Source organism: Klebsiella sp. BIGb0149 (genome assembly GCF_004362605.1).
Classification (GTDB): domain Bacteria; phylum Pseudomonadota; class Gammaproteobacteria; order Enterobacterales; family Enterobacteriaceae; genus Klebsiella; species Klebsiella terrigena.
Map to the genome: position 1 here is coordinate 340,594 of NZ_SNYG01000004.1, position 25,339 is coordinate 365,932.

Consider the following 25,339-nt stretch of genomic DNA (forward strand, 5'->3'; position numbering starts at 1 on the left):
CAGGCTCCTCGATTAAAGGCTGGTTTTACCAGCCTTTTTTATCCCTTCATTTCAGAACCTGTACTTTCCGTCCAGTATCCGACAGGTGATAAAAGCGCCCGCAGCGCACAGCAGCGTGGGGGCCAGATAGCTATGGTCCATATGGGTAAACTCCATCACCAGCGCAACCGCCGTCAGCGGCATCTGCATTGACGCCGCCAGAAAAGCCGCGGCCCCAACCAGCGCAAAGCTGCCGGCGTCGCCACCGGGCACCAGCTGCTGCCAAAGCATACTCAGCAGCAGGCTCACCAGGCCTCCCACCGCCAGGCCAGGAGTCAACAGCCCTCCTTCCGCACCGCCGCGCAGCACCGCCAGAATAACGATCGCTTTCAGGGCCAGAAGCACCAGCGCGCTATGCAATCCCAGTCCGTCGCCAATCGCAAGCTGCATCGGGCCTTTGCCATTGCCGGGTAGCTGCGGAAAATAGAGGCTCAGCCCGGCAAGAAGGGTAAACGCCAGCAGGCAAAATAGCGGCATCTGCCAGTTTGTCCTGACCCGCGCACGCGCGGCGCTGGTTGCCTGACGAAACAGCCACGCCGCCGCGCCAAGCAGCGGGCTGACAATTATCGCCCACCACATAAACGCGTGCGGGAGCGCCCCGGAGATAAAGTGGTACTGGGACTCATCCCCCAGCCCGAGCGCTGCCGTCCAGGCAGCAACGGCCGACGTCACCACGGCCGCCAGCGTTTTCTCCCAGCTAAATGACAGCAGCATCACTTCAAGGCTGAACAGGGCGCCGGCCAGCGGCACGTTATATACCGCCGCCAGCCCGGCACCGGCGCCGCAGGCAATCATCGTGCGGGTTTCATCTTCGTGCAGGCCCATTCTGCGCGCCACGATACCGGCCCCCAGCGCCCCCATCTCTCGCGGCGCAACCTCCCGACCGAGCGGGGAGCCCAGCGCCACGGTGACTATCTGCAGCAGAGCGTGCAGGGTTGTCGTGCCCGCCGGCATCGGCACCGCGGGCGTGGCGACGGCAGCGGAAATCGATACCCGCTTCTGACCGTAGCGGCCCAGCAGCCACCAGCCAAACCCGGCGATCGCACCGCCGACGACGATGGCCGTGAAGCGTCGGGGCCAGGAGGCATCCGTTACGCCCTGCAAAAATGACTCCGTGCCGATAAGACGATCGAGGCTGTATCCAAAAGCAAGGTGCTGAATAGCATGCAAAATCATCGCCAGAACCATTCCCGACAGGCCGGCAAGGACTCCGGTCAGAACGACGGCCGCCAGGCGGAGCAGGTAGTTTTTCTCGCCGGTTACTCCGGTCATATTCTTAGGCCCTGAAAGAGGAAAATAAAATGATAACGGTCGCGAGTTAAATATTACGTATTTAGCGCGTATTTTCCTGACCAGCGCCGGCTGAGCCTTAATCATTACTTTTTCTAATCTTAAAACTAAAATAAAAACCCTTTAAACCCCACAAATAAAGGTAATTGAGAAAATCAGGCATTATTTTTTCAAGGCATAAATCGTTCACCTTAGAAAATCTCAGTCGTGATCCTGCGCACAAATCGCTAACCTGCCCGCTCTCATCGTGGGGGATCTATGCTGCTTCATATTCTGTATTTAATTGGTATTACCGCGGAAGCGATGACCGGCGCTCTGGCAGCCGGACGCCGTCGTATGGATACCTTCGGCGTTATCATTATTGCGACCGCCACCGCCCTGGGCGGCGGGTCGGTGCGGGATATTCTGCTCGGCCACTACCCTCTGGGCTGGGTCAAGAACCCGGAATACGTCATCATTGTTGCCGTCGCCGCGGTGCTCACCACGATTGCCGCCCCGGTTATGCCCCACCTGCGTCGGCTGTTTTTGGTCCTCGACGCCCTCGGCCTGGTGGTGTTTTCGATTATCGGCGCGCAGATTGCCCTCGATATGGGAGAAGGCCCGGTTATCGCCTCTATCGCGGCGGTCATCACCGGCGTCTTCGGCGGCGTGCTGCGGGATATGTTCTGTAAGCGCATCCCGCTGGTGTTCCAGAAAGAGCTGTACGCCGGGATCTCTTTTGCCGCCGCCATTCTGTATATCGCCCTGCAGCACTATGTCAGCAGCCACGACGTGGTGGTCATCGCCACCCTGCTGTTTGGCTTTACCGCCCGCATGCTGGCCCTGCGCTGGAAGCTGGGTCTGCCGGTCTTCCACTACAACCATAGCGCGCACTGATCGGGCTAAAACCCGGAGATGCCCTGCCCGCTGAGCCACTGCGCCAGCGCGGCAACGTCCGGATGCCGCAGAAAGGCCACCAGCTGACGCGCTTTTTCATCCCCCACTCCCGGCAGGCGCCGCCACTGCTCTTCGCTGCGCGCCAGCAGCTGCGACCAGCCCTCTCCGGCCAGGCCCGCCATCGCCGCCTGCGGCACCGGCACTCCCAGAGCCTGCACCCAGCGCAGAAAGGGCTGCTGGCGGGCAAGGTTAAACTGGTGCCAGAGCCGCTGACCGCGTAGCGCAGAGATCCCCGGGACTGACTGCAGCTGCTGAGGGGTAAACGCCAGCCACGAAAAAAGATGCTCCATACGGAGAGAGTGATGGACGGCGCGCCACGCGGACTCACCGACGCTGCCGAGGTCCAGTACGGGCTTTGACGACAGCCAGACCAGCCTTGCAAGAAACTGCCCGCCGCACTCGGGGGAGAAAAAATAGCAGGTCAGCGCGTTAAAACGCGCCGGAGGCGGTTGAGGCTTGCGGCGCTGGACCGTTCGCCACACTACGCTATCTATCCGCGGGATCCCCTGTCCCGCCAGGCTGATTTGCAGCTGATCGCCAATCGCAATATCCAGGCTTTGCCAGCGGGCCACCGACCCTACGCTCACGCGTTTAACCTGCTTATCGTCCAGCTGCTGCGGTTCGAGCCCTGCCACCACCGCAATTTTCCCGCTACGCCCGACGTAAAAGCGAAGGTCGCGTACCTCCATGATGCGGATGGCCGGAGGATACTTCCACGCCGCGACCCAATCCCCCTGCCCCGGCGACCAGAAGCGCCCGGCAGGCTCCTTGCCAAGGCGTACGACAACGCCATCGGTAGCAAAAGGTAGCGCTGACGTTAACCAACGTTCACGCCAGCGCGCAACCTGCTCCACGTCCGCCACCGGTTGAGAAAAGCCGCTGCTCTCGCTAAAGCCGGCCTGCTGTAGCAGAGCCTGCCGTTGACGCATCTCCTCGGGCCCATCCGGCCATGCCCAGATAAAGACGCCCAGATCCGCTAACGATGTCGATATATCCCGCCGCATCATGGCGCCAGCGACCGTCGCCCGGGCGTTCACTCCCCCCATCCGCTTCTGGATATGTCCGGCGCGGCGGAGAAAAAGCTCCCCCTGCAGCACGCTGTTTGCCAGCGCGCCCTTCGTCACTCTCGGCACGCCGGAAATCTGCCGCACTTTTGCCGTCCAGTCTTCACCGGCTCGCCCATCTCCCCGGCTGATGGCCTGCACCAGCCGCCCGCGGCGGTAAACCAGCGTCACCGCAACGCCATCCACCTTTGGCTGTACCCACAGATCGGTTTTGCCCCGCATCCAGCGCGCTACGTCGGCTTTTTCCGCCAGCTTACGCACGCCGGTGTGGGCAACCGGGTGCCGCACCTCGCCCCGGGGCGGCGGTAAATCATCGATGACCGGCGTTTTGATGGCAAAGCAGCGCCGCCACTCGACTAGCCGGGCGAAAAGCCGATCGTAGACGTCATCAGCGACTTCGCTGCTGCCGCGCTGCCAGTAGTCGTTTTTCCACCCGGCAACCTGCTGATTCAGGCGGCTGACCTCCTGTTCAGCCTGCGCCTGCGTCCACGCGGGGCAGGTCGACTGGCCGTATCCCGCCGTTATCCATATGCCTATCGCCCAAAGCCATTTTCGCACTGTGCTGCCCTCCTTTTTGCCCACCGGCATTCTGCCGCCGCCGGGGCATCACCGGCGATAAGGGCTTTTCCGTGCCGCGAGCCGGCTTCCAGGGTTTGTCGTTGATTGCGGCAACTCACAGAGAAATCAGGGAAACAGCAGGCAAAATGAAAGAAACAGAGGGAAAAAGTGTGACAGGGACTACGTCACAGCGCGGCGGCGTGTATAATAGGCTCGTATGTAGTTTCTCTTTCGACCATCACATACAAAAGACTCTCATGGCTCAAGGCACGCTTTATATTGTTTCCGCCCCAAGTGGCGCGGGTAAATCCAGCCTGATTCAGGCTTTATTAAAAACCCAACCGCTGTACGACTCTCAGGTCTCTGTTTCGCATACCACGCGCGCGCCGCGTCCTGGTGAGGTGCACGGTGAACACTATTTCTTTGTTAATCACGACGATTTCAGAACGATGATTGGTAAAGACGCATTTCTTGAGCATGCGGAAGTTTTTGGCAACTATTACGGCACCTCGCGCGAAGCGATCGAGCAGGTACTGGCAACCGGCGTTGATGTCTTCCTCGATATCGACTGGCAGGGCGCTCAGCAAATCCGTCATAAAATGCCGGGCGCGCGCAGCATTTTTGTTCTGCCGCCGTCCAAAGATGAGCTTGACCGTCGCCTGCGTGGCCGCGGCCAGGACAGCGAAGAGGTGATCGCAAAACGTATGGCGCAGGCTGTTGCAGAAATGAGCCATTACGCGGAATATGATTACCTTATTGTGAATGATGATTTTGATACCGCCCTGGGCGATCTGAAAAACATCATCCGCGCCGAACGTCTGCGCATGAGCCGCCAAAAGCAGCGACATGGCGCTTTAATCACCAAACTGTTGGCAGACTGAACCCACATTCAGTATCATGCCCAGTCATTTCTTCATCTGTGGAGCATTTTAAGTATGGCACGCGTAACTGTTCAGGACGCTGTAGAGAAAATTGGTAACCGTTTTGACCTGGTACTGGTCGCCGCGCGTCGCGCTCGTCAGATGCAGGTTGGCGGGAAAGATCCGCTGGTAGCGGAAGAAAACGATAAAACTACCGTTATCGCACTGCGCGAAATCGAAGAAGGTCTGATCAACAACCAGATCCTCGACGTGCGCGATCGTCAAGAACAGCAAGAGCAGGAAGCCGCTGAATTACAAGCAGTGACCGCTATTGCTGAAGGTCGTCGTTAATAACGCAGCGGGTCGCCCTTGTATCTGTTTGAAAGCCTGAATCAGCTGATTCAAAACTACCTGCCGGAAGAGCAAATCAAGCGTCTTCGGCAGGCGTATCTCGTTGCACGTGACGCTCACGAGGGTCAGACACGTTCAAGCGGTGAACCCTATATCACGCACCCGGTAGCGGTAGCCTGTATTCTGGCCGAGATGAAACTCGACCACGAAACGCTGATGGCCGCCCTGCTGCATGACGTGATTGAAGATACCCCTGCCACCTACCAGGACATGGAGCAGCTCTTTGGTAAAAGCGTTGCCGAGCTGGTAGAGGGGGTATCAAAACTTGATAAGCTCAAGTTCCGCGATAAGAAAGAGGCGCAGGCCGAAAACTTTCGCAAGATGATTATGGCGATGGTGCAGGATATCCGCGTCATCCTCATCAAGCTTGCCGACCGCACCCACAACATGCGCACCCTGGGCTCGCTACGCCCGGATAAACGCCGCCGCATTGCCCGCGAAACGCTGGAAATCTACAGCCCGCTGGCCCACCGTTTAGGTATTCACCACATTAAAACCGAGCTCGAAGAGCTGGGCTTTGAAGCGCTGTATCCCAATCGGTATCGCGTCATTAAAGAAGTCGTTAAAGCGGCGCGCGGCAATCGTAAAGAGATGATTCAAAAGATCCTCTCCGAAATCGAAGGACGCTTACAGGAAGCGGGGATCCCCTGTCGCGTCAGCGGTCGCGAGAAGCATTTGTACTCCATCTACTGCAAAATGGTGCTCAAAGAGCAGCGTTTTCACTCGATCATGGATATCTACGCCTTCCGCGTGATTGTCCACGATGCCGACACCTGCTACCGCGTGCTTGGCCAGATGCACAGCCTCTACAAGCCGCGTCCAGGGCGGATGAAAGATTACATCGCCATTCCGAAAGCGAACGGCTATCAATCTTTGCACACCTCGATGATCGGCCCGCACGGCGTCCCGGTTGAGGTACAGATCCGTACCGAAGACATGGACCAGATGGCGGAAATGGGGGTTGCGGCGCACTGGGCCTATAAAGAGCACGGCGGCGAGAGCAGCACCACCGCGCAGATCCGCGCCCAGCGCTGGATGCAGAGCCTGCTGGAGCTGCAGCAGAGCGCAGGCAGCTCGTTTGAATTTATCGAGAGCGTCAAATCCGATCTGTTCCCCGATGAGATTTACGTTTTCACCCCGGAAGGGCGCATTGTCGAACTTCCCGCTGGCGCAACGCCGGTGGACTTTGCCTACGCGGTGCATACGGATATCGGCCATGCCTGCGTTGGCGCGCGCGTTGACCGCCAGCCGTATCCGCTGTCGCAGCCGCTCTCCAGCGGCCAGACGGTAGAGATCATTACCGCACCGGGCGCGCGTCCGAACGCCGCCTGGCTGAACTTTGTCGTCAGCTCGAAAGCGCGCGCGAAGATCCGCCAGCTGTTGAAAAACCTCAAGCGCGATGACTCCGTCAGCCTCGGCCGCCGGCTGCTCAACCACGCCCTCGGCGGCAGCCGCAAGCTGGCAGAAATCCCGCCAGAGAACGTTCAGCGCGAGCTTGAGCGCATGAAGCTGGCGACGCTGGACGATCTGCTGGCAGAAATCGGCCTCGGCAACGCGATGAGCGTGGTGGTTGCCAGAAACCTGCAGCAGGGAGAGACCGTCTCCGCGCCGGCGCAAAGCTCAACGCCATCAGGCCACGGACATCTGCCGATTAAAGGCGCCGACGGCGTGCTGATTACCTTCGCCAAGTGCTGTCGTCCGATTCCCGGTGACCCGATTATCGCGCACGTCAGCCCCGGCAAAGGGCTGGTCATTCACCACGAGTCCTGTCGTAACATTCGTGGCTACCAGAAAGAGCCCGAGAAGTTTATGGCCGTCGAGTGGGATAAAGAGACTGCCCAGGAATTTATCACCGAAATTAAGGTGGATATGTTTAACCACCAGGGCGCGCTGGCGAACCTCACGGCCGCGATCAATACCGCCGCTTCCAATATTCAAAGCCTGAATACGGAAGAGAAGGATGGCCGCGTATACAGCGCCTTTATTCGCCTTACCGCGCGGGATCGCGTGCATCTGGCGAATATCATGCGCAAGATTCGCGTGATGCCGGACGTGATAAAAGTCACCCGTAACCGAAACTAGCCTTATACACAAAATCATTCGGGCCAGGTCGCGAAACGCGTCAGCGTTTCGCACAGCGCTTGCGCTGGTCCCGAAGGGCGAGGCTGTAAGCCGGGTAGCCAGCGGCGCACGCCGAGGCAATTTGAAGGATGAAGTGTAATGAATTCACAGCGTTATGCGCGTATTTGTGAGATGCTCGCCAGGCGTCAGCCTGACCTGACGGTCTGCATGGAGCAGGTCCACAAACCTCATAACGTCTCTGCGGTTGTTCGTACCGCAGACGCCGTTGGCGTGCACGAAGTGCACGCTATCTGGCCCAGCAGCCGCATGCACACCATGGTCGCCGCCGCCGCGGGCAGCAACAGCTGGGTACAGGTCAAAACGCACCCTACCATTGGCGACGCCGTCGGTCACCTAAAGGACCAGGGCATGCAAATCCTCGCCACCCATCTTTCTGATAAAGCCGTCGACTTTCGTGAAATCGACTACACCCGGCCCACCTGTATCCTGATGGGCCAGGAAAAAACCGGCATCACCGCGGAAGCCTTAGCGCTGGCGGACCAGGAGATCGTGATTCCGATGACGGGCATGGTGCAGTCGCTCAACGTCTCCGTCGCCTCCGCCCTGATTCTCTATGAAGCGCAGCGCCAGCGGCAAAACGCGGGCATGTATAAACGCGAAAACAGCATGCTGCCGGAAGAAGAGCAGCAGCGCCTGCTGTTTGAAGGTGGTTATCCGGTGCTGGCAAGAGTGGCAAAACAAAAAGGCCTGCCCTATCCCCACGTCAACGGCCAGGGCGAAGTCGAAGCCGACGCCGCGTGGTGGGCCACAATGCAGGCAGCGAGGTAAACCGATGCAAAGCCGTCTGCTGGATGCTGTCCCGCTCAACACGTTAACCGGCGTTGGCGCAGCGCAGAGCAGCAAGCTGGCGAAAATCGGCCTGCACACCGTGCAGGATCTTCTGCTGCATCTTCCGCTACGCTACGAAGACCGCACCCAGCTCTATCAAATCGGTGACCTGCTGCCGGGGGTCTACGCCACCGTTGAAGGCGAAGTGCTCAACAGCAACATCACCTTCGGCGGCCGTCGGATGATGACCTGCCAGATAAGCGATGGCTCGGGTATTCTCACCATGCGCTTCTTCAACTTCAACGCCGCGATGAAAAACAGCCTTGCCGCCGGCCGCCGGGTGCTGGCCTATGGCGAAGCGAAGCGCGGCAAATACGGCGCGGAGATGATCCATCCGGAATACCGCGTGCAGGGCGATATGAGCACCCCCGACCTGCAGGAGACCCTGACTCCGGTCTACCCCACCACCGAAGGTATCAAACAGGCCACGCTGCGTAAGCTGACCGACCAGGCGCTGGAGCTCCTTGAGACCTGCGCTATCGCCGAGCTGCTGCCGCCCGAGCTGGCGCAGGGAATGATGAGTCTCCCGGAGGCGCTGCGCACCCTGCATCGCCCGCCGCCGTCGCTCCAGCTCAGCGAGCTGGAAACCGGTAAGCACCCGGCCCAGCAGCGCTTAATTCTGGAAGAGCTGCTGGCGCATAACCTGAGCATGCTGGCGGTTCGCGCCGGCGCCCAGCGCTTTCACGCCCTGCCGCTCAGCGCCAACGATGGCCTAAAAAACAAGCTGCTGGCTTCCCTGCCCTTTAAACCGACCGGCGCCCAGGAGCGGGTGACCGCCGAGATCGAGCGGGATATGGCGCTCGATGTGCCGATGATGCGCCTGGTACAGGGCGACGTCGGCTCCGGCAAAACGCTGGTTGCCGCCTTCGCGGCGCTGCGGGCCATCGCCCACGGCAGGCAGGTGGCGCTAATGGCGCCGACGGAGCTGCTGGCAGAGCAGCACGCCGCCAACTTCCGCAGCTGGTTTGCGCCGCTGGGCGTTGAGGTCGGCTGGCTGGCCGGCAAACAAAAAGGCAAGGCGCGTCAGGCGCAGCAGGATGCCATCGCCAGCGGTCAGGTGCAGATGATTGTCGGCACCCACGCCATTTTTCAGGAGCAGGTCCAGTTTAGCGGCCTGGCGCTGGTGATCATCGATGAACAGCACCGCTTCGGGGTGCATCAGCGCCTCGCGCTGTGGGAAAAGGGCCAGCAGCAGGGCTTCCATCCGCATCAGCTGATCATGACCGCCACCCCCATTCCGCGCACCCTGGCGATGACCGCCTACGCCGACCTCGACACCTCGACGATCGACGAGCTGCCGCCGGGCCGTACGCCGGTCACCACGGTGGCCATCCCTGACACCCGCCGCAGCGATATTATCGACCGCGTGCGCAACGCCTGTACTCAGGAAGGCCGTCAGGCCTACTGGGTCTGTACGCTGATTGAAGAGTCGGACCTGCTGGAAGCCCAGGCGGCGGAAGCCACCTGGGAAGAGCTGAAGCTGGCGCTGCCGGAGCTGAATATCGGCCTGGTGCACGGCCGGATGAAGCCGGCGGACAAGCAGGCGGTCATGCAGGCCTTTAAGCAGGGCGAGCTGCATCTGCTTATCGCCACCACGGTTATCGAGGTCGGGGTGGACGTGCCTAACGCCAGCCTGATGATTATCGAAAACCCGGAACGTCTCGGGCTGGCGCAGCTGCATCAGCTCAGGGGGCGCGTCGGGCGCGGCGCGGTGGCCTCCCACTGCGTGCTGCTCTATAAGTCGCCGCTGTCGAAAACCGCCCAGCTGCGCCTGCAGGTCCTGCGCGATAGCAACGACGGTTTCGTCATCGCGCAAAAGGACCTCGAGATCCGCGGCCCGGGCGAGCTGCTCGGCACCCGACAGACCGGTACCGCCGAATTTAAGGTCGCGGATTTACTCCGCGATAAGGCAATGATCCCCGACGTTCAGCGCATTGCCCGCCATATTCACCAACGCTACCCGCAGCAGGCCCAGGCGCTTATCGAGCGCTGGATGCCGGAAACCGAACGCTATTCCAACGCCTGACGCCTCTGCTCCCGCAGGAGCAGGCGGCGCCGCGCGCAATTTTCCTTCAGAACGAGTGAATTATGAAACGAGAACTGGCCATCGAATTTTCGCGTGTTACCGAAGCCGCCGCGCTGGCGGGCTACAAGTGGCTGGGCCGCGGCGATAAAAACATCGCCGACGGCGCCGCGGTTAACGCCATGCGCATTATGCTCAACCTGATTAATATCGACGGCACTATCGTCATCGGCGAAGGTGAAATCGATGAAGCGCCGATGCTCTACATCGGCGAGAAGGTTGGCACCGGCAGCGGCGACGCGGTGGATATCGCCGTCGACCCGATCGAGGGCACGCGGATGACGGCGATGGGCCAGGCGAACGCGCTGGCCGTCATGGCGGTGGGCGATAAGGGCTGCTTCCTGAATGCGCCGGATATGTACATGGAAAAGCTGATTGTCGGTCCGGGGGCGAAAGGGGCGATTGACCTCAATCTGCCGCTGGCGGAGAACCTGCGTAACGTGACGAGCGCGCTGAATAAGCCGCTCGGCGAGCTAACGGTAACCGTGCTCGCCAAGCCGCGCCATGATGCGGTGATTGCCGAGCTGCAGCAGCTGGGCGTGCGCGTCTTCGCCATCCCAGACGGCGACGTGGCGGCCTCTATTCTGACCTGCATGCCGGATAGCGAAGTTGACGTCCTGTACGGTATCGGCGGTGCCCCGGAAGGCGTGGTTTCCGCCGCGGTGATCCGGGCGCTGGACGGCGATATGCAGGGCCGCCTGCTGGCCCGCCACCACGTCAAGGGCGACAGCGAAGAGAACCGCCGGATCGGCGAGAACGAGCTGGCGCGCTGTAAAGAGATGGGCATTGAGGCCGGCATCGTGCTGCGCCTCGACGAGATGGCGCGCAGCGATAACGTGGTCTTTTCCGCCACCGGGATCACCAAAGGCGACCTGCTGGACGGCATCACCCGCAAGGGCAATATGGCCACCACCGAGACGCTGCTGATCCGCGGTAAATCACGCACCATTCGCCGCATCCAGTCCATTCACTATCTCGATCGCAAAGATCCGGATATCCAGCTGCACATCCTGTAAGCCGTTCGGCCTACGGTCGCGCGCGGCAGGCTGAAGCTGGCGCTATTATTTGATCAATAGAGCTTTCCGGCCCCGTTGGGCTGGAAATCTTTGTCGTCTGCAACGAAGATAAGGCAACGCTTCGCAACGGGAGAAGATCATGGCGGACTGGGTTAGCGGCAAAGTAACAAAAGTGGAATTCTGGACCGACGCGCTGTTTAGTTTACACGTGCGGGCCCCTGTTCATCCGTTTACCGCCGGCCAGTTTGCCAAACTGGGCCTCGACGTTGACGGCGAGCGCGTGCAACGCGCCTACTCCTACGTTAACGCCCCGAGCAATCCCGATCTTGAATTCTACCTGGTGACGGTTCCGGAGGGCAAACTCAGCCCGCGGCTGGCGGCGCTGCAGCCGGGCGATGACGTGCAGATCGTCAGCGAGGCCGCCGGCTTCTTCGTGCTGGAAGAGGTCCCGGATTGCGACACCCTGTGGATGCTGGCCACCGGCACCGCCATAGGCCCCTACCTGTCGATTCTCGAAGAAGGCAAGGACCTGGAGCGCTTTAAAAACCTGGTGCTGGTCCACGCCGCGCGCTATGCCGCCGATCTTAGCTATCTGCCGCAAATGCAGGCGCTGGAGGAAAAATATAAGGGCAAGCTGCGTATCCAGTCGGTGGTCAGTCGGGAAACCGTACCGGGCATGCTAACGGGGCGTATTCCGTTCCTGATCGAAACCGGCGCTCTGGAAGAGGCGGTTGGCCTGGCGATGAACGCTGACAATAGCCACGTGATGCTCTGCGGCAACCCGCAGATGGTGCGGGATACCCAGCAGCTGCTGAAGGAAACCCGGCAGATGAGCAAACATCTGCGCCGCCGGCCGGGCCATATGACAGCCGAACACTACTGGTGATCAGGACTCCGCCTTCCAGCGAACGTCCTGCGTCTCTTTACCAAATTTATTTTCGCCCTGGGTGCCGACGAACGCTCCCAGGTCGATCAGCATCATCACCATAATCAGCGTCGGCACAAACCGGCCGACAACCCACTGCCAGGCCCCCGGCAGCACCGCCCAGTTCCCGGCCAGCAGCATCCACGCCAGAACCATCAGCAGCGCCCAGAGACCCGACCTGCCGCGATCGTGCAGCCGTTTGATGGTGACCGCCGCCGTTGGCCAGAGCAGGCACACCAGCATAAAGGCCGCGGTCTGTAGATTCAGCAAATTTGACCCGGCGAGGGTGAACAGCGCGCTCATGGTCAATACCCAGATAACGATCCAAATCCAGAAATCCCGGCGTCCAATACGCCCTTTAATTGAGAACATCCACTGCTGTAGGGTCATGTTTTATTCCTTATCATCATCATTGGCGTAGTTTACCCTGGAGCGGTGACTTTTTGACAAGCGCGACGGTTCCCGTTTTAATCGTCAGCAGGCAAAAAAAGGAAGGACGGGTATGAAGAAGTGGGCAACCTTATGTTTGATTGGGCTGACGGCGTTATCCGTCGGCCATAAGGCGCTGTCCGCCGAGCCAGAAGCCTCCTCCGCAGCACCCTATTTGCTCTCCGGCGCGCCGGTATTTGATATCTCTATCAGCGAGTTTCGCGAGAAATTCAACGCCGATAACCCCAAACTGCAGCTCAACGAATTTCACGCAATTAGCTCCAGCCGCGACCGGACTAACCTGACCCGGGCGGCAAGCAAGATTAACGAAAACCTGTACGCCTCCACCGCCCTGGAGCGCGGCACGCTCAAAATCAAATCGATGCAGGTGACCTGGCTCCCCGTTCAGGGGCCGGAGCAGAAGGCGGCAAAGGCGAAAGCGCAGGAGTATATGAGCGCCGTTCTGCGCACCTTCGTCCCGACATTAAGCCCGGCGCAAAGCGGGCAAAAGCTGCAAAAACTGCTCGCCGCGGGCAAAGGGAAACGCTACTTCGCCGAAACCGAAGGCGCCATCCGCTATGTGGTAGCAGACAACGGCGAAAAGGGGCTTACCTTCGCTGTTGAACCGATTAAGCTAGCGCTATCTGAAACGCTGGAGAGCAATAATAAATGACAAAAAGCAAAGCCTTTCCAACGACGAAACTCTATACTGTTTGACAGACCATGCTGCCCCCAGGGGCGGCTATATTCCTTAATTCGCTTATAGCGTGGAGAATTAAAATGCGACATCCTTTAGTGATGGGTAACTGGAAACTGAACGGCAGCCGCCACATGGTAAACGAGCTGGTGGCTAACCTGCGTACCGAACTGGCCGGCGTGACCGGCTGTGCTGTTGCTATCGCTCCGCCGGAAATGTATATCGATCTGGCTAAGCATGCGGCAGAAGGCAGCCATATTCACCTGGGCGCGCAGAACGTTGACCTGAACCAGTCCGGCGCATTCACCGGTGAAACCTCTGCCCAGATGCTGAAAGATGTCGGCGCTGAATACATCATCATCGGCCACTCTGAGCGTCGTACTTACCACAAAGAGTCTGACGAATTTATCGCGAAGAAATTCGCCGTGCTGAAAGAGCAGGGTCTGATCCCGGTTCTGTGCATCGGTGAAACCGAAGCGGAAAACGAAGCGGGCAAAACGGAAGAAGTTTGCGCACGTCAGATTGACGCAGTGCTGAAAACTCAGGGCGCAGCGGCATTCGAAGGCGTAGTTATCGCTTATGAGCCAGTATGGGCGATCGGTACCGGCAAATCCGCTACTCCGGCTCAGGCTCAGGCCGTGCACAAATTCATCCGTGACCACATTGCTAAAGCGGACGCCAAAGTGGCCGAGCAGGTCATCATTCAGTACGGCGGTTCCGTTAACGCATCTAACGCCGCAGAGCTGTTCACCCAGCCGGACATCGACGGCGCGCTGGTTGGCGGCGCATCGCTGAAAGCAGACGCTTTCGCGGTCATCGTTAAAGCAGCAGAAGCAGCGAAAAAAGCGTAATTCAATACGCCGGTCACCCGGCGAGATGGATCCGCAGCCCGGCTTAGCGTAGCGCTAGCCGGGTTTTTTTATAGTTTCCCCAGCAGCTGATACCACCCGTAGTTCAGCGGCAGCAGCAGCAGATAGCTGACCGCCGCCAGCGCAATGCATAGCAGCATCCCTGAACGCGCCGGAACTTTGCCCAGCGCCATCGCCACCACGATAGGCGATGCCTGATACGGCAGCAGCGGCGTCGAATAGCCCAGGACCTGAATCATAATCACGCTCAGCAGCGGGAAGCCGGTGGCGTCGGCAAAGCTCTGCGCGAAGGTGGTGTACAGCGCGGGTACGCCGTTGGCGGTCATAATAAAGTTGAGGGCGCTGGTGATCCCGGTGAGGGCAAGGAAGCTGGTAAAAGGACTCTCTTTATCGAGCGGCATCACGTGCAGCAAAGCGTTGCCGACCACGCCGCCAATCCCGGTCTGCGTGACGGTAATCGCCAGCCCGAGGATCCCGGCGACGTAAATACAGGTGCGAATGTTCACCCCCGTGGAGAACTCTTCCCCGCTGATAAACCCCACCCGCGGCAGCAGCGTAATCACCGCCGCCGCCAGCCCCGTCCAGGCGGGACCAATCCCGTGCCAGCTCTCGCTCACCCAGAGGCTCAATACCACCGCCAGCAGCCAGGAGAGGCGCTTCTCATCCCGGCTCATCGGCGGCAGCAGCGTCCGCTCCCGCGGCGGATGCGGCCTGCCGGGGAACAGCCAGCAAATCAGCACCACCAGCGCCGCGCCCTTCAGCCAGCCCAGCACCGGCGTGTGCAGCAGCAAATACGGCAGATAGTTGAGGTGAATACCGTACGACCCCTCCGCCGCGCCGCTCATCACTAAATTTGGCACGTTGGCGGGCAGGATCGTCGCCGAAAGCTGGAAGGTGCCAAAGCCGACCGCCAGCGCCAGTCCGTACCAGGCGCGGGTGCCGTCCTCAATCCCGGCACGCTTCGCCATCGCCGCGACGATCGGCATCAGCAGCGCGATGCGCCCCATATTAGAGGGCATCACGAAGGCCAGGGCATAGCTGAGCAGCACCACGCTGCCCACCATCAGCGGCCAGGAGTCCGTCAGCCTGGCCGACAGCGCCTGCGCCGCCCTGTCCGCCAGGCCGGTTTTACGAATCGCGATCCCGAGGACAAAGCCGCTGAACACCAGCCAGAACGCCGATGACGCGAAGCCGCCAAAGATAACCTCCGGCGGCGCTATTTTTGCCATCATCGCCGCGGCGAAAAACAGCAGCGCGGTAATAAATTCCGGCAGCAGGGAGGTCGCCCACAGCAGGATGGTAATGCCGACAATCAGGGAGGGAAGGAACAGAGGGTGAGAAAGCCAGAGCGACATACCTGTCTCCTGTCGTTTTTTTCAGCAAGAATACGACGCCGGGTCGGGCAGGTAAATGCCAGATATGGTGGGGTTATCGGCCGCCTGGCTGCGCTGTGAGCTATCGCACGGCGCAGCGCGCGGCTAGTGGTAGTGAATTTCGCCGAAATATTCCGACAGCACGTAGTAGCGGCAGTATTCGAAGGGGATATCCCGCCCGGCCTGAAACGTCTGTCGCGCCACGGAAAGCAGCGGCTTGTTGGCGGCAACCTGCAGCTTCTCGCACAGCTCCGCAGAAGGCAAAATGGCGTCCACTTTTTCAATCGCCGAGTCGCTGGTGACGTTGAGCAGCGAATATAACGAGGTGTGCTCCAGCGCCTCAGCCGTCAGTTCAAGACCGGGAAAGAAGCTCAGATCGAGATAAATCTTCTCATGGTTAAACGGGCGATTATTGAGGTAGCGAATGCGCGAGATAAAAAGATAGTGCTGATGCGCGGGCAGGCTCAGACCATCGGCCTGAGCGTCGCGCGCCCGACGCGGCGCAATGTCGAGGATGCGGTTTTCAACGGCGACGCTGGCGTCCTGTAAATCGCGGGTAATTCCGCGAAAGGTATGGCCGTAGTTGACCCCTTCCGGCACGGCGCAAACCACCGAACCGCTCCCGCGCTGCGAGGAGATAATCCCCGCGTTGATAAGCTCGCTCCAGGCCTGCTTCACCACGATCAGCGAGACGTGATACTCCCGGGCCAGCTCCTTTTGCGTCGGCAGCTGGCTGCCTAAAGGCAAAGAGCCGTTCTGGATCCGCTGACAGATGATAAAAAATAGTTGCTTATAAAGCGGGGTAAAGCTCGTTTTATCAACCTGCAAACTACGCACCTCACGTCTTCGCCAGCAGGGGACGCGCTACCGTCCCCGGCAGGGTGAATTCGCTACCCTGCGATCTGTCTGGCCAGTTCTGCCAAATCGAAATGATTCATACGATCCACGGTCGTTAAATAATCGGCGGGAAGAGCGTCCACGCCATGGAATGCGCCGGAGATCGCCCCAACCATGGTGGCGACGGTATCAGTATCATTGCCGATATTAACGCCGGAGATAATAGCATCTACGGCAGAATTCGGACAACACGCGAACAGGCCGAAAGCCGCCGGTACGGCTTCGCTGACGTGCAGCCCGCTGCCGATGATGTCGGCCAGCTCCACCACCGCCGTTTCCCAATGACGATGCCGCTTGCCGATCGCCACGGCCAGCTCGATGCGCCGGGCGACGGACGGCCCGGCGACCACCATCGCGCCCCGCTCCTCGGCCAGCAGATAGCCCCGCTGCGCGCCGTAAACCCCCGCCGCGATAATGCTGTCGGCATCGGTCTGCGCCCTTAGCGCCTCGCTGGTGGCCGCGGCCATTGCCGCCGCACCGGACATTGCCAGCACGTTGTTATGCGTGAAGCGACAAATCTGCAGCGCGCAGTCAATCGCCGCGTCAAGATTGCCGGGATGCAGCACCGCCGCGGGCCAAATCTTCATTGCCGCGCCGTTCGTCGCCTCGGCGTTGCCCTTATTAATAATCTGTACGGACTGCTTTTCGCCCTCCAGCTCGCCCTGCAACGAGGCGCGGTTATCGTTAAATATCGCCTTCATCGCCGCCCGGGTGGTGGGGCCGGTAAAGTTGGCGTAGTAGGGGTAAGCCAGCCACTGCTGGAACGCCTCGCGCATCGCCTCGTCGCTGACCTCCCGCCGATGGCGCAGCAGGGCGTCCATAATGTACTTCGCCTGGATAAAATCATCGGTGCACATCCCGGCCTCGTTGCAGCGGCCAAAGGTGTCGGCGGGCGGCTTCTGAAAGGTGGTGACCCAGCCGCCAAAATAGTCCTTTATTTGCTGCTGAGTGCGCACTTCCGTCGCCGCGCCCATCGCGTCCGCCGCGGCGGCGCCCACCAGGCATCCCAGTATTTTGTTTTGCTCAACGTGCATGATGACTCCTTATTTCACGGTCATGGCTTGTTCCAGCGCGTGGCTGGAGAGAAAAGTGTTTAGCTGCTCGGGGAACGGCAGCGCGGTCATCGCCCCTTTGGCCGTTACCGCCATCGCGCCGCAGGCGTTAGCCTGCCGAATAGCGGTGGTCAGCAGCGCGGGGTCCCAGCGCTCGGCCTGCGAGAGGGTGTAGAGCAGACCGCCGACAAAAGCGTCGCCGGCGCCGGTGGTATCGACGACCTCGACGCGGGGAGCGGGGAACCACTGCTCGCTCTCGGGGCTCACCAGCAGCGCGCCCTCGGCGCCTAATGAGATCACGGTGGTGTCGCAGCCCAGATCGCGCAGGTAGTAGCGGGCATCCTGCCAGCGGGCGGCGCCGCTCAGCTGGCAGAGCTCGTCGGCGGAGACCTTGCAGATTGAGGCGAGCGCGGCGGAACGGGCGATCAGGGCGGGAATTTCGCCGGCATCGCGCCACATCTTGCTGCGTAAATTGACGTCGAACAGCACGTAGCCGCCGGCCTCACGCGCTCTTTTCGCCCCTTCCAGGCACGCCTCCCGCGCCGGCTGGTCCGTTAGCCCTATCGAGCTGAAGTAAAACCACTCGTGCGGGCGGAACGTCGGTAGATCCGCCGGCGACACGAAGGTATCGGCCCCCGGGTGCACCAGATAGGTGAAGCTGCGCTCCCCGTCGGATGCCAGGTTGACGATCAGCACCGCGCTGGTGAGCGCCGCATCGTGCGTCAGGTATGAAACATCCACGGCGTTATCCTGAAAAACCTGGCGCAGGAAACGCCCCGCATCATCGTCCCCGAGGCAGCCGATAAAGCCGCACCGCCCTCCCAGCCTGGCGACGCAGACGCTAACGTTCGCCGAGGCGCCGCCGGGGCACTTCAGGTAGCTGTCCTGCTTTTCGGCAACCAGATCGACGGAAGCATCGCCGATAACCCAGACCTTATTCATGGCGTTCATCTGCGCCTCCTTATGCCTGCCGCTGCGCCAGCTGATGCTGAATGTCGCGGTAGTAGTGGTTATTGATCAGGTATTTTTTCATCAGCAGGCCCACCGCCAGATGGAACAGCGCCGGGATTAACGTCATCATCAGCGCAATGCCGGTCAGCGAACGGGCGCTCTGCTCAACGTCGGCCTGATAGCCAAAATGGCTCAGCAGGAAGCCCAGCACGCCGCCCGCCACCCCCATGCCGAACTTCTGGAAGAAGAGAATGCCGCCAAACGCGAGGCCGGAGACGCGCAGTCCGGTTTTCTTTTCCCCGTAATCCACTGCCTCGGCGATAGATGACCAGAACACCGGCATTTGCATGTCGCAGAAGAAGTTGATGAGGAAATAGAAGGCAAACGCCAGCACGAGATTTTCGCGGCCGACGCAGAAATACATCAGCGCGCTGAGGACGAAGGTGACAAGCTGGGTATAGCGGAACATCTTGATTTTGTCCCAGAAGCGGGTGACCCAGGTGGTGGCGATCATCGCCAGAATCGAGGCGACCACGCCGGTGGTCAGGAAGGGCGAAATCAGGCTATCGCCGCCGTTCAGGAAGTATTTCGCGTAGTAGGCGGCGACCGAGCCGCGGATCACGTAGCCGCACATCAGGAGTAAAATCACCGCGCCGAGAATAAGCCACTGATCGTTACGCAGCAGATACTTAAACTGCTTGCCGACCGGAAGAGAGGTAATTTCCGGGACGCTGCGTTCGCGGGTGGTGAGGAAGCAGAAGATAAACAGCAGCGCGCCCATGGCGCCCATCAGCCCCATCGAAAACTGGTAGCCCAGCGCCTTGTTGCCCTGCCCCAGCCAGACGGCGAGCATCGGCACCACGATGGTCACCAGGAACGCGGCAATCTTGGTCATCACAAAGCGATAGCCGTTGGCGCTCAGGCGTTCAACGGGGTCGTCGGTAATCACGCCAATCATCGAAATGTAGGGAATGGTGATGGCGGTATAGACCAGCGTCATCAGAATATAGGTGCCGTAGGCCCACGCCAGCTTGGCCATATACGCCATATCGGGGGTGATAAACATCAAATAGACGGCAAAGCCAAAAGGCACGGCAAACCACAGCAGCCACGGACGATAGCGTCCCCAGCGGGTATTGAACTTATCGGTCAGGATCCCCATTGCCGGATCGATAATGGCATCGATCAACCGTACGACCACAAACAGCACGCCGACATCCGCGGCGCTCAGGCCGTAGATGTCGGTATAGAAATAAGCAAGGAGCAGCTGCATAGCAATAATGACAACGTTTATCGCCATATCCCCTGCACCAAAGCCGATTTTTTCCACGATAGAAAGTTTCATGTTGAAATTCCTTTACGCTCAAAAGCGCAAATCAGTCGAACAATTGATGATGTCACTACGTGAAATAAAAACGTTTTTATGGATAAGCCATCCAATAAGATGACTATGAGGAGAGTGTAACGATCCGCGAAAAGATATAAAGGTATACCTTTATATCTTTTGATCGAATTCACATTAATTTTACGTATGGATCTACATCCCGGCAGCAACCGGGATGAGAATCAATAAGATACCGGCAGGGCGCCGACGGGGAGAAAACTACCGGGAGGTGAGGATCGCGCAGCTATGGTCCTGAATCTCTTCCGCAGACGCGCGGTTCAGAGTCAGCAAATTGCGTTCCGTTGCCAGCAGCACCAGCGAACCGTCGCTCTGTTCGGCCATCGCCAGCGCGAAGCGTCCCATATGTTCACGCGCCTCGGGCACCTCTTCCGCCAGCATCAGGAAGGGGCTGCGCTGGGCAAGCTCCGCTTCGGTCACCCGGCGCGCCAGGTATTCATGGCCGAGCAAACCGCCCGGCAGCGGCAGCCAGCGGCTGCTAATCGTCGAGGCCTCGCGGTCCAGCTGGGCACGAACGTCCTGGCGCAGGCAGGAGATATGAATATGGAGGTGGTTCTGCGTGCGCCCGCTGCGGGAGTTAATCGTCAGCGCAACCGCGTTATCGGGTATCGGCGAGCCGCGACGTTCGCTCATAATTTCCCGGCCTTGCCAGGCCTGCCAGAAGAAGTTTGGCGTCTGCGGGTTGAGCAGGAGCGGGCTCTCGGTGCCGTTAATCCGGTACGTCGGCATCAGCAGATACTGCAGCGGTCCGTTGCGGTCTTTAAACAGGACGTAGCCGCCTTTGAGATTGACCTCGGCGCAGGGGGCCGGGTTTTGCTGCTGCTGCTGATTGACCACGCATTGCTGCAAAACGATGTGCCGCAGCGCGTCCGGGTTGCCGGAGTGCAGCCAGTACCAGCCGCCTGCCGCAATCGCCGCCAGCACCACCAGCAACCCCAATAAAAGGTATCGTACTCTTCGCATTATGTTTTCCTGTCTCAGCCAGAAACGGAAGAGTAGCGTAATTTGATGACCAAATGAAAACGCCCGGTTATTTAACCGGGCGTTGAGGGGGAGAGATTAACGCTGACTAATCTGGTCGAAGGTGCCGCCGTTAGAGAAGTGCTCCTTCTGAGCTTTGGTCCAGCCACCGAACTCCTGGTCGATAGTAAACAGCTTCAGCTTCGGGAACTCGCTGGCATATTTGCTGGCAACGGCCGGGTCGCGTGGGCGATAGTAGTTCTTCGCCGCGATCTCCTGGCCTTCCGGAGAGTAAAGATACTTCAGGTAGGCTTCTGCCACCTGGCGGGTGCCTTTTTTATCGACCACCTTATCCACGACCGAAACGGTCGGCTCGGCCAGAATCGATTCGCTCGGGGTGACGATTTCAAACTTGTCTTTACCCAGCTCGTTTGCCGCCAGCAGAGCTTCGTTTTCCCAGGCAATCAGCACATCGCCGATCCCACGTTCAACGAAGGTATTCGTTGAGCCACGGGCGCCGGAATCCAGCACTTCGACGTTTTTAAACAGCGCCTTCACGAACTCCTGGGCTTTCGCCTGGTCACCGTGGTTCTGGTGCAGGGCGTAGCCCCAGGCCGCCAGGTAGTTCCAGCGCGCGCCGCCGGAGCTTTTCGGGTTCGGCGTAATGACCGACACGCCCGGTTTAATCAGGTCGTTCCAGTCATGAATTTGCTTCGGGTTACCTTTGCGAACAAGGAACACGATGGTGGAGGTATAGGGTGCGGAGTTATCCGGCAGGCGTTTCAGCCAGTTTTTATCAATGCGGCCGCGCTCGGCAATCGCGTCGACGTCATAGGCCAGCGCCAGGGTAACGACGTCGGCTTCGATGCCGTTAATGACCGAGGTTGCCTGCTTGCCGGAACCGCCGTGGGATTGACGAATCACCACGTTGTCGCCGGTTTCCTGCTTCCAGTGCGCGCTGAACGCTTTGTTGTACTGTTCGTACAGCTCGCGCGTCGGATCGTAAGATACGTTTAATAGCTGAATGTCTTTTGCCAGAACGCTGGCGGATGCCAGCAACAGAGTTAACCCCACGCCCCACTTATTCATCGCACCGCTCTCTATATGTCGTGTTGTGATGAACTAAGCGTGCCAGAAAGCGAACCAATGATTAAAGAATAAAAAAAGATTGGCTATAACCTGAGAGAATATACGAAGGGGTAAAGCTGACCCCCTCCCGAGCAGGAGAGGGTGAGGACGCGAGGGCTACACTTCTTCCATACGGCCCAGCAGCGCCTGCAGACGATCCTGCCAGCCCTGCTGCTGCTCTCTCAGCTGGCCGTTTTCACGCTCCAGCTCTTCGCGGCTGTGCTGTGCGCCCTGAACTTCCTGCGCCAGCGTGTTGTTCTTTTCTTTCAGCTCTTCGATTTCCATCTGCAACAGCGTGATGGTATCAATCGCCTGCTGTACTTTTGACTCTAATTTCTCAAACACTTCTAATGACATCGTCATACCTCTCCTGAACTTGCAAGGCGTTGATAGAAACCGTCCGTTTCGTATACGCGTTGACGCCTTAACGAAAATAAGCGCACTACAGTGGTCATGCAGTCGATTGTATGAATCCCCGCCTTCCCTGTCCAGCGACAACCCGCGCAGATTGCGGTTTGCAACACTTTTCAGCCTTTACCTGGCGTATTCGGCGCTAATCCCCGGCACTTCTGCGGCAATTGTTAATCATTGGGTTAGCGCTGCGCGTCCGTAAACGCTCTTTAATGTGCTACAACACGCGTTTATGGCGCGAAAACGCTCATTTTCTTGACCTGGCACACACATTTAGAGTTCGATATTTCTCGTTTGTGTTCGTTAACGATAAATTAACACTATGCCTACATGGCAGCGTGGTCGACGACGACCTTCATACTTACAATAATCACCACTTTGTTTCAGGATTCGATTATGAGCCAAACATCAACACTAAAAGGCCAGTGCATCGCAGAGTTCCTCGGTACCGGGTTGTTGATCTTTTTCGGCGTTGGGTGCGTCGCTGCGCTCAAGGTCGCGGGAGCCAGCTTCGGTCAATGGGAAATCAGCATCATCTGGGGTCTGGGCGTCGCGATGGCGATTTACCTGACCGCAGGCGTCTCCGGTGCTCACCTTAACCCGGCGGTTACCATCGCGCTGTGGCTGTTCGCCTGCTTTGACGGACGTAAAGTTGTTCCTTTTATCGTTGCGCAATTCGCTGGCGCCTTTTGCGCTGCGGCATTAGTTTACGGGCTTTATTACAATCTTTTCCTCGATTTCGAACACTCGCATAATATGGTGCGCGGTAGCGTCGAAAGTCTTGACCTGGCAGGAATTTTCTCCACTTATCCGAACCCGCATATCAATTTCATGCAGGCTTTCGCGGTAGAGATGGTGATAACCGCTATCCTGATGGGCGTGATTCTGGCGCTGACCGACGACGGCAACGGCATCCCACGCGGCCCGATGGCGCCGCTGCTGATTGGCCTGCTTATCGCCGTGATCGGCGCATCGATGGGACCGCTGACCGGCTTTGCGATGAACCCGGCGCGCGATCTTGGGCCGAAAACGTTCGCCTGGCTTGCCGGCTGGGGTGAGGTCGCCTTCACCGGCGGCAAAGATATTCCCTATTTCCTGGTGCCGCTGTGCGCGCCGGTGGTTGGTGCCGCTCTGGGCGCGTTCGGCTACCGCAAGCTGATTGGCCGCCACCTGCCTTGCGACATCTGCGAAGTCGAGGAGAAGGAGACAACCTCCGCCTCTACGACGCAACACAAAGCTTCGCTGTAATCTGACTACGAGACTCATACTATGACCGACAAAAAATATATCGTTGCGCTCGACCAGGGCACCACCAGCTCCCGGGCCGTAGTGATGGATCACAATGCCAATATCGTCAGCGTTTCTCAGCGTGAATTTGAACAAATTTATCCTAAGCCAGGCTGGGTTGAACACGACCCGATGGAGATTTGGGCCTCGCAAAGCTCGACGCTGGTTGAAGTGCTGGCAAAAGCGGATATCAGCTCCGACGAGATCGCCGGTATCGGCATCACCAACCAGCGTGAAACCGCCATCGTCTGGGAACGCGAAACCGGCAAGCCGATTTATAACGCCATCGTCTGGCAGTGCCGCCGTACCGCCGAGATCTGCGAGCAGCTCAAGCGTGACGGTATGGAAGAGTACATTCGTCAGGCCACCGGCCTGGTCGTCGACCCGTACTTCTCCGGCACCAAGGTTAAGTGGATCCTCGATCACGTTGAGGGCGCGCGCGAACGCGCTAAGCGCGGCGAGCTGCTGTTCGGCACCGTGGACACCTGGCTGGTGTGGAAAATGACCCAGGGCCGCGTGCACGTCACCGACTACACCAACGCCTCGCGCACCATGCTGTTCAACATCCATGAGCTGGACTGGGACGACAAAATGCTCGACGCGCTGGATATTCCGCGCGCCATGCTGCCGGAAGTACGCAAATCTTCCGAGATATACGGCCAGACCAACATCGGCGGTAAAGGCGGCACGCGTATTCCTATCGCCGGTATCGCCGGCGACCAGCAGGCGGCACTGTTCGGCCAGCTGTGCGTAAAAGAAGGGATGGCGAAAAATACCTACGGCACCGGCTGCTTTATGCTGATGAATACCGGTGAGAAGGCGGTGGCCTCCACCCACGGCCTGCTGACCACCATCGCCTGCGGCCCGCGCGGTGAAGTGAACTATGCCCTGGAGGGTGCGGTCTTTATGGCCGGCGCTTCTATTCAGTGGCTGCGCGACGAGATGAAGCTTATCAACGACGCGTTCGATTCCGAATATTTTGCCACCAAGGTGAAGGATACCAACGGCGTGTACGTGGTTCCGGCGTTTACCGGCCTCGGCGCACCGTACTGGGACCCGTACGCTCGCGGCGCGATCTTTGGCCTGACCCGCGGGGTCAATGCCAACCACATCATCCGCGCCACCCTGGAGTCTATCGCCTATCAGACCCGGGACGTGCTGGAGGCGATGCAGGCCGACTCCGGCATCCGTCTGCACGCGCTGCGCGTCGACGGCGGCGCGGTCGCCAACAACTTCCTGATGCAGTTCCAGTCCGATATTCTCGGCACCCGCGTCGAGCGCCCGGAAGTCCGTGAAGTCACGGCGCTGGGTGCGGCTTACCTGGCCGGTCTGGCGGTTGGCTTCTGGCAGAACCTGGACGAGCTGCAGGAGAAAGCGGTGATCGAGCGCGAATTCCGTCCGGGGATCGAAACCACCGAACGTAACTACCGCTACAGCGGCTGGAAAAAAGCGGTGAAACGCGCCCTGGCGTGGGAAGAGCACGAAGAGTAATCCCGCCGAAACCGTCCCGGTAGCGCAGCGCTTACCGGGACGACGGCTTCATGCGCAACGTTTTTTCTTCGCCCGGATAAGGTGCCCGGCACCGGCTCCGGGCTTCTTTTTCGCCCCGCCATGCGAATGCCTTTTCCCCACACTTTTTCGGCGGAATTATTTTTCCTCAAACGCTGGCAAACGTTTGCTTTTGCATTACAGTCCGCTAAAATCCCCGCTTTGCCACCTTGGGATTGCTTG

The 25,339-nt window shown here is 59.2% G+C and carries 23 protein-coding genes; 12 read left to right on the forward strand and 11 right to left on the reverse strand.

The window, feature by feature from the left end; translation table 11 throughout:
* Positions 1-51 precede the first annotated feature (51 nt).
* Entirely contained in the window at positions 52-1,311 is a 1,260-nt protein-coding gene (locus EDF75_RS16535; RefSeq protein ID WP_133600191.1) for a chloride channel protein, read from the reverse strand.
* A 276-nt stretch (positions 1,312-1,587) separates the two neighbouring features.
* On the opposite strand from EDF75_RS16535, the gene EDF75_RS16540 reads away from it, so the two are divergent.
* A complete protein-coding gene (locus EDF75_RS16540) occupies positions 1,588-2,205 on the forward strand; it encodes a trimeric intracellular cation channel family protein (protein ID WP_045853830.1) in 618 nt (205 codons plus the stop codon).
* 5 nt (positions 2,206-2,210) lie between these two features.
* On the opposite strand, the gene ligB is transcribed toward EDF75_RS16540, so the two are convergent.
* The gene (gene ligB / locus EDF75_RS16545) at positions 2,211-3,887 is read right to left on the reverse strand and encodes an NAD-dependent DNA ligase LigB (protein WP_166646195.1); all 1,677 of its coding nucleotides are present in this window, start codon (positions 3,885-3,887) and stop codon (positions 2,211-2,213) included.
* Between the two features lie 257 nt (positions 3,888-4,144).
* Between ligB and gmk the strand changes: the two genes are divergently transcribed.
* The 7 genes from gmk (at position 4,145) to fpr (ending at position 12,113) form a co-directional block, all read left to right on the forward strand.
* On the forward strand, positions 4,145-4,768 hold the full coding sequence (gene gmk / locus EDF75_RS16550) for a guanylate kinase (protein ID WP_041143234.1): 624 nt from the start codon (positions 4,145-4,147) through the stop codon (positions 4,766-4,768).
* 54 nt (positions 4,769-4,822) lie between these two features.
* Positions 4,823-5,098 (forward strand): DNA-directed RNA polymerase subunit omega, encoded by a 276-nt coding sequence (rpoZ, locus tag EDF75_RS16555; protein WP_006817787.1) that lies wholly within the window; start codon positions 4,823-4,825, stop codon positions 5,096-5,098.
* Positions 5,099-5,116: 18 nt separating this feature from the next.
* Positions 5,117-7,240 carry a bifunctional GTP diphosphokinase/guanosine-3',5'-bis pyrophosphate 3'-pyrophosphohydrolase gene (spoT, locus tag EDF75_RS16560; protein WP_045853829.1) on the forward strand — a complete coding sequence of 708 codons (2,124 nt, stop codon included), beginning with the start codon at positions 5,117-5,119 and terminating at the stop codon, positions 7,238-7,240.
* Between the two features lie 138 nt (positions 7,241-7,378).
* The gene (gene trmH / locus EDF75_RS16565; RefSeq protein ID WP_123709557.1) at positions 7,379-8,068 is read left to right on the forward strand and encodes a tRNA (guanosine(18)-2'-O)-methyltransferase TrmH; all 690 of its coding nucleotides are present in this window, start codon (positions 7,379-7,381) and stop codon (positions 8,066-8,068) included.
* Between the two features lie 4 nt (positions 8,069-8,072).
* On the forward strand, positions 8,073-10,154 hold the full coding sequence (gene recG, locus EDF75_RS16570; RefSeq protein ID WP_133600193.1) for an ATP-dependent DNA helicase RecG: 2,082 nt from the start codon (positions 8,073-8,075) through the stop codon (positions 10,152-10,154).
* 62 nt (positions 10,155-10,216) lie between these two features.
* Positions 10,217-11,227: a class II fructose-bisphosphatase gene (gene glpX / locus EDF75_RS16575; protein WP_133600194.1), complete on the forward strand. Its 1,011-nt coding sequence runs from the start codon at positions 10,217-10,219 to the stop codon at positions 11,225-11,227.
* Between the two features lie 139 nt (positions 11,228-11,366).
* On the forward strand, positions 11,367-12,113 hold the full coding sequence (fpr, locus tag EDF75_RS16580) for a ferredoxin--NADP(+) reductase (protein ID WP_133600195.1): 747 nt from the start codon (positions 11,367-11,369) through the stop codon (positions 12,111-12,113).
* Here the strand turns inward: fpr and EDF75_RS16585 are convergent, their stop codons facing one another.
* Positions 12,114-12,542 (reverse strand): DUF805 domain-containing protein, encoded by a 429-nt coding sequence (locus tag EDF75_RS16585; RefSeq protein WP_041143240.1) that lies wholly within the window; start codon positions 12,540-12,542, stop codon positions 12,114-12,116.
* A gap of 112 nt (positions 12,543-12,654) precedes the next feature.
* Here EDF75_RS16585 and EDF75_RS16590 point away from each other — a divergent pair, with 112 nt between their 5' ends.
* Together EDF75_RS16590 and tpiA are read left to right on the forward strand one after the other, a co-directional pair.
* Positions 12,655-13,254: a DUF1454 family protein gene (locus EDF75_RS16590; protein WP_133600196.1), complete on the forward strand. Its 600-nt coding sequence runs from the start codon at positions 12,655-12,657 to the stop codon at positions 13,252-13,254.
* A 107-nt stretch (positions 13,255-13,361) separates the two neighbouring features.
* Positions 13,362-14,129 (forward strand): triose-phosphate isomerase, encoded by a 768-nt coding sequence (gene tpiA, locus EDF75_RS16595; protein WP_041143242.1) that lies wholly within the window; start codon positions 13,362-13,364, stop codon positions 14,127-14,129.
* A gap of 68 nt (positions 14,130-14,197) precedes the next feature.
* On the opposite strand, the gene EDF75_RS16600 is transcribed toward tpiA, so the two are convergent.
* From EDF75_RS16600 to zapB, 8 genes are all read right to left on the reverse strand, one after another.
* Positions 14,198-15,502: an SLC13 family permease gene (locus tag EDF75_RS16600; RefSeq protein WP_133600197.1), complete on the reverse strand. Its 1,305-nt coding sequence runs from the start codon at positions 15,500-15,502 to the stop codon at positions 14,198-14,200.
* 123 nt (positions 15,503-15,625) lie between these two features.
* A complete protein-coding gene (locus EDF75_RS16605; RefSeq protein WP_041143244.1) occupies positions 15,626-16,348 on the reverse strand; it encodes a GntR family transcriptional regulator in 723 nt (240 codons plus the stop codon).
* A 62-nt stretch (positions 16,349-16,410) separates the two neighbouring features.
* On the reverse strand, positions 16,411-17,451 hold the full coding sequence (locus tag EDF75_RS16610) for an ADP-ribosylglycohydrolase family protein (protein ID WP_133600198.1): 1,041 nt from the start codon (positions 17,449-17,451) through the stop codon (positions 16,411-16,413).
* Positions 17,452-17,460: 9 nt separating this feature from the next.
* Positions 17,461-18,420, reverse strand: coding sequence for an aminoimidazole riboside kinase (locus EDF75_RS16615; RefSeq protein ID WP_133600199.1), 960 nt, complete (start codon positions 18,418-18,420; stop codon positions 17,461-17,463).
* 10 nt (positions 18,421-18,430) lie between these two features.
* Complete coding sequence (locus EDF75_RS16620; protein ID WP_133600200.1) at positions 18,431-19,765, reverse strand: MFS transporter; 1,335 nt, start codon at positions 19,763-19,765, stop codon at positions 18,431-18,433.
* Positions 19,766-20,023: 258 nt separating this feature from the next.
* A complete protein-coding gene (locus EDF75_RS16625; RefSeq protein ID WP_133600201.1) occupies positions 20,024-20,785 on the reverse strand; it encodes a CDP-diacylglycerol diphosphatase in 762 nt (253 codons plus the stop codon).
* Positions 20,786-20,881: 96 nt separating this feature from the next.
* Entirely contained in the window at positions 20,882-21,871 is a 990-nt protein-coding gene (locus EDF75_RS16630) for a sulfate ABC transporter substrate-binding protein (RefSeq protein ID WP_045853817.1), read from the reverse strand.
* Between the two features lie 156 nt (positions 21,872-22,027).
* Positions 22,028-22,273 carry a septal ring assembly protein ZapB gene (gene zapB, locus EDF75_RS16635; protein WP_095102595.1) on the reverse strand — a complete coding sequence of 82 codons (246 nt, stop codon included), beginning with the start codon at positions 22,271-22,273 and terminating at the stop codon, positions 22,028-22,030.
* A gap of 444 nt (positions 22,274-22,717) precedes the next feature.
* On the opposite strand from zapB, the gene EDF75_RS16640 reads away from it, so the two are divergent.
* Together EDF75_RS16640 and glpK are read left to right on the forward strand one after the other, a co-directional pair.
* The gene (locus tag EDF75_RS16640) at positions 22,718-23,569 is read left to right on the forward strand and encodes an MIP/aquaporin family protein (RefSeq protein ID WP_045853816.1); all 852 of its coding nucleotides are present in this window, start codon (positions 22,718-22,720) and stop codon (positions 23,567-23,569) included.
* A gap of 21 nt (positions 23,570-23,590) precedes the next feature.
* The gene (gene glpK / locus EDF75_RS16645; RefSeq protein ID WP_045853815.1) at positions 23,591-25,099 is read left to right on the forward strand and encodes a glycerol kinase GlpK; all 1,509 of its coding nucleotides are present in this window, start codon (positions 23,591-23,593) and stop codon (positions 25,097-25,099) included.
* The last annotated feature ends 240 nt before the right edge of the window (positions 25,100-25,339 follow it).

What these genes read in the sequence shown, in the direction of transcription:
- glpX (WP_133600194.1), top strand. Translation starts at nt 10,217, where the DNA reads ATGAAACGAGAACTGGCCATCGAATTTTCGCGTGTTACCGAAGCCGCC.
- EDF75_RS16625 (WP_133600201.1), bottom strand. Translation starts at nt 20,785, where the DNA reads ATGCGAAGAGTACGATACCTTTTATTGGGGTTGCTGGTGGTGCTGGCG.
- gmk (WP_041143234.1), top strand. Translation starts at nt 4,145, where the DNA reads ATGGCTCAAGGCACGCTTTATATTGTTTCCGCCCCAAGTGGCGCGGGT.
- EDF75_RS16630 (WP_045853817.1), bottom strand. Translation starts at nt 21,871, where the DNA reads ATGAATAAGTGGGGCGTGGGGTTAACTCTGTTGCTGGCATCCGCCAGC.
- EDF75_RS16600 (WP_133600197.1), bottom strand. Translation starts at nt 15,502, where the DNA reads ATGTCGCTCTGGCTTTCTCACCCTCTGTTCCTTCCCTCCCTGATTGTC.
- EDF75_RS16540 (WP_045853830.1), top strand. Translation starts at nt 1,588, where the DNA reads ATGCTGCTTCATATTCTGTATTTAATTGGTATTACCGCGGAAGCGATG.
- EDF75_RS16615 (WP_133600199.1), bottom strand. Translation starts at nt 18,420, where the DNA reads ATGAACGCCATGAATAAGGTCTGGGTTATCGGCGATGCTTCCGTCGAT.
- EDF75_RS16590 (WP_133600196.1), top strand. Translation starts at nt 12,655, where the DNA reads ATGAAGAAGTGGGCAACCTTATGTTTGATTGGGCTGACGGCGTTATCC.
- zapB (WP_095102595.1), bottom strand. Translation starts at nt 22,273, where the DNA reads ATGACGATGTCATTAGAAGTGTTTGAGAAATTAGAGTCAAAAGTACAG.
- glpK (WP_045853815.1), top strand. Translation starts at nt 23,591, where the DNA reads ATGACCGACAAAAAATATATCGTTGCGCTCGACCAGGGCACCACCAGC.
- recG (WP_133600193.1), top strand. Translation starts at nt 8,073, where the DNA reads ATGCAAAGCCGTCTGCTGGATGCTGTCCCGCTCAACACGTTAACCGGC.
- EDF75_RS16610 (WP_133600198.1), bottom strand. Translation starts at nt 17,451, where the DNA reads ATGCACGTTGAGCAAAACAAAATACTGGGATGCCTGGTGGGCGCCGCC.
- tpiA (WP_041143242.1), top strand. Translation starts at nt 13,362, where the DNA reads ATGCGACATCCTTTAGTGATGGGTAACTGGAAACTGAACGGCAGCCGC.
- rpoZ (WP_006817787.1), top strand. Translation starts at nt 4,823, where the DNA reads ATGGCACGCGTAACTGTTCAGGACGCTGTAGAGAAAATTGGTAACCGT.
- EDF75_RS16585 (WP_041143240.1), bottom strand. Translation starts at nt 12,542, where the DNA reads ATGACCCTACAGCAGTGGATGTTCTCAATTAAAGGGCGTATTGGACGC.
- fpr (WP_133600195.1), top strand. Translation starts at nt 11,367, where the DNA reads ATGGCGGACTGGGTTAGCGGCAAAGTAACAAAAGTGGAATTCTGGACC.
- trmH (WP_123709557.1), top strand. Translation starts at nt 7,379, where the DNA reads ATGAATTCACAGCGTTATGCGCGTATTTGTGAGATGCTCGCCAGGCGT.
- EDF75_RS16535 (WP_133600191.1), bottom strand. Translation starts at nt 1,311, where the DNA reads ATGACCGGAGTAACCGGCGAGAAAAACTACCTGCTCCGCCTGGCGGCC.
- EDF75_RS16620 (WP_133600200.1), bottom strand. Translation starts at nt 19,765, where the DNA reads ATGAAACTTTCTATCGTGGAAAAAATCGGCTTTGGTGCAGGGGATATG.
- EDF75_RS16640 (WP_045853816.1), top strand. Translation starts at nt 22,718, where the DNA reads ATGAGCCAAACATCAACACTAAAAGGCCAGTGCATCGCAGAGTTCCTC.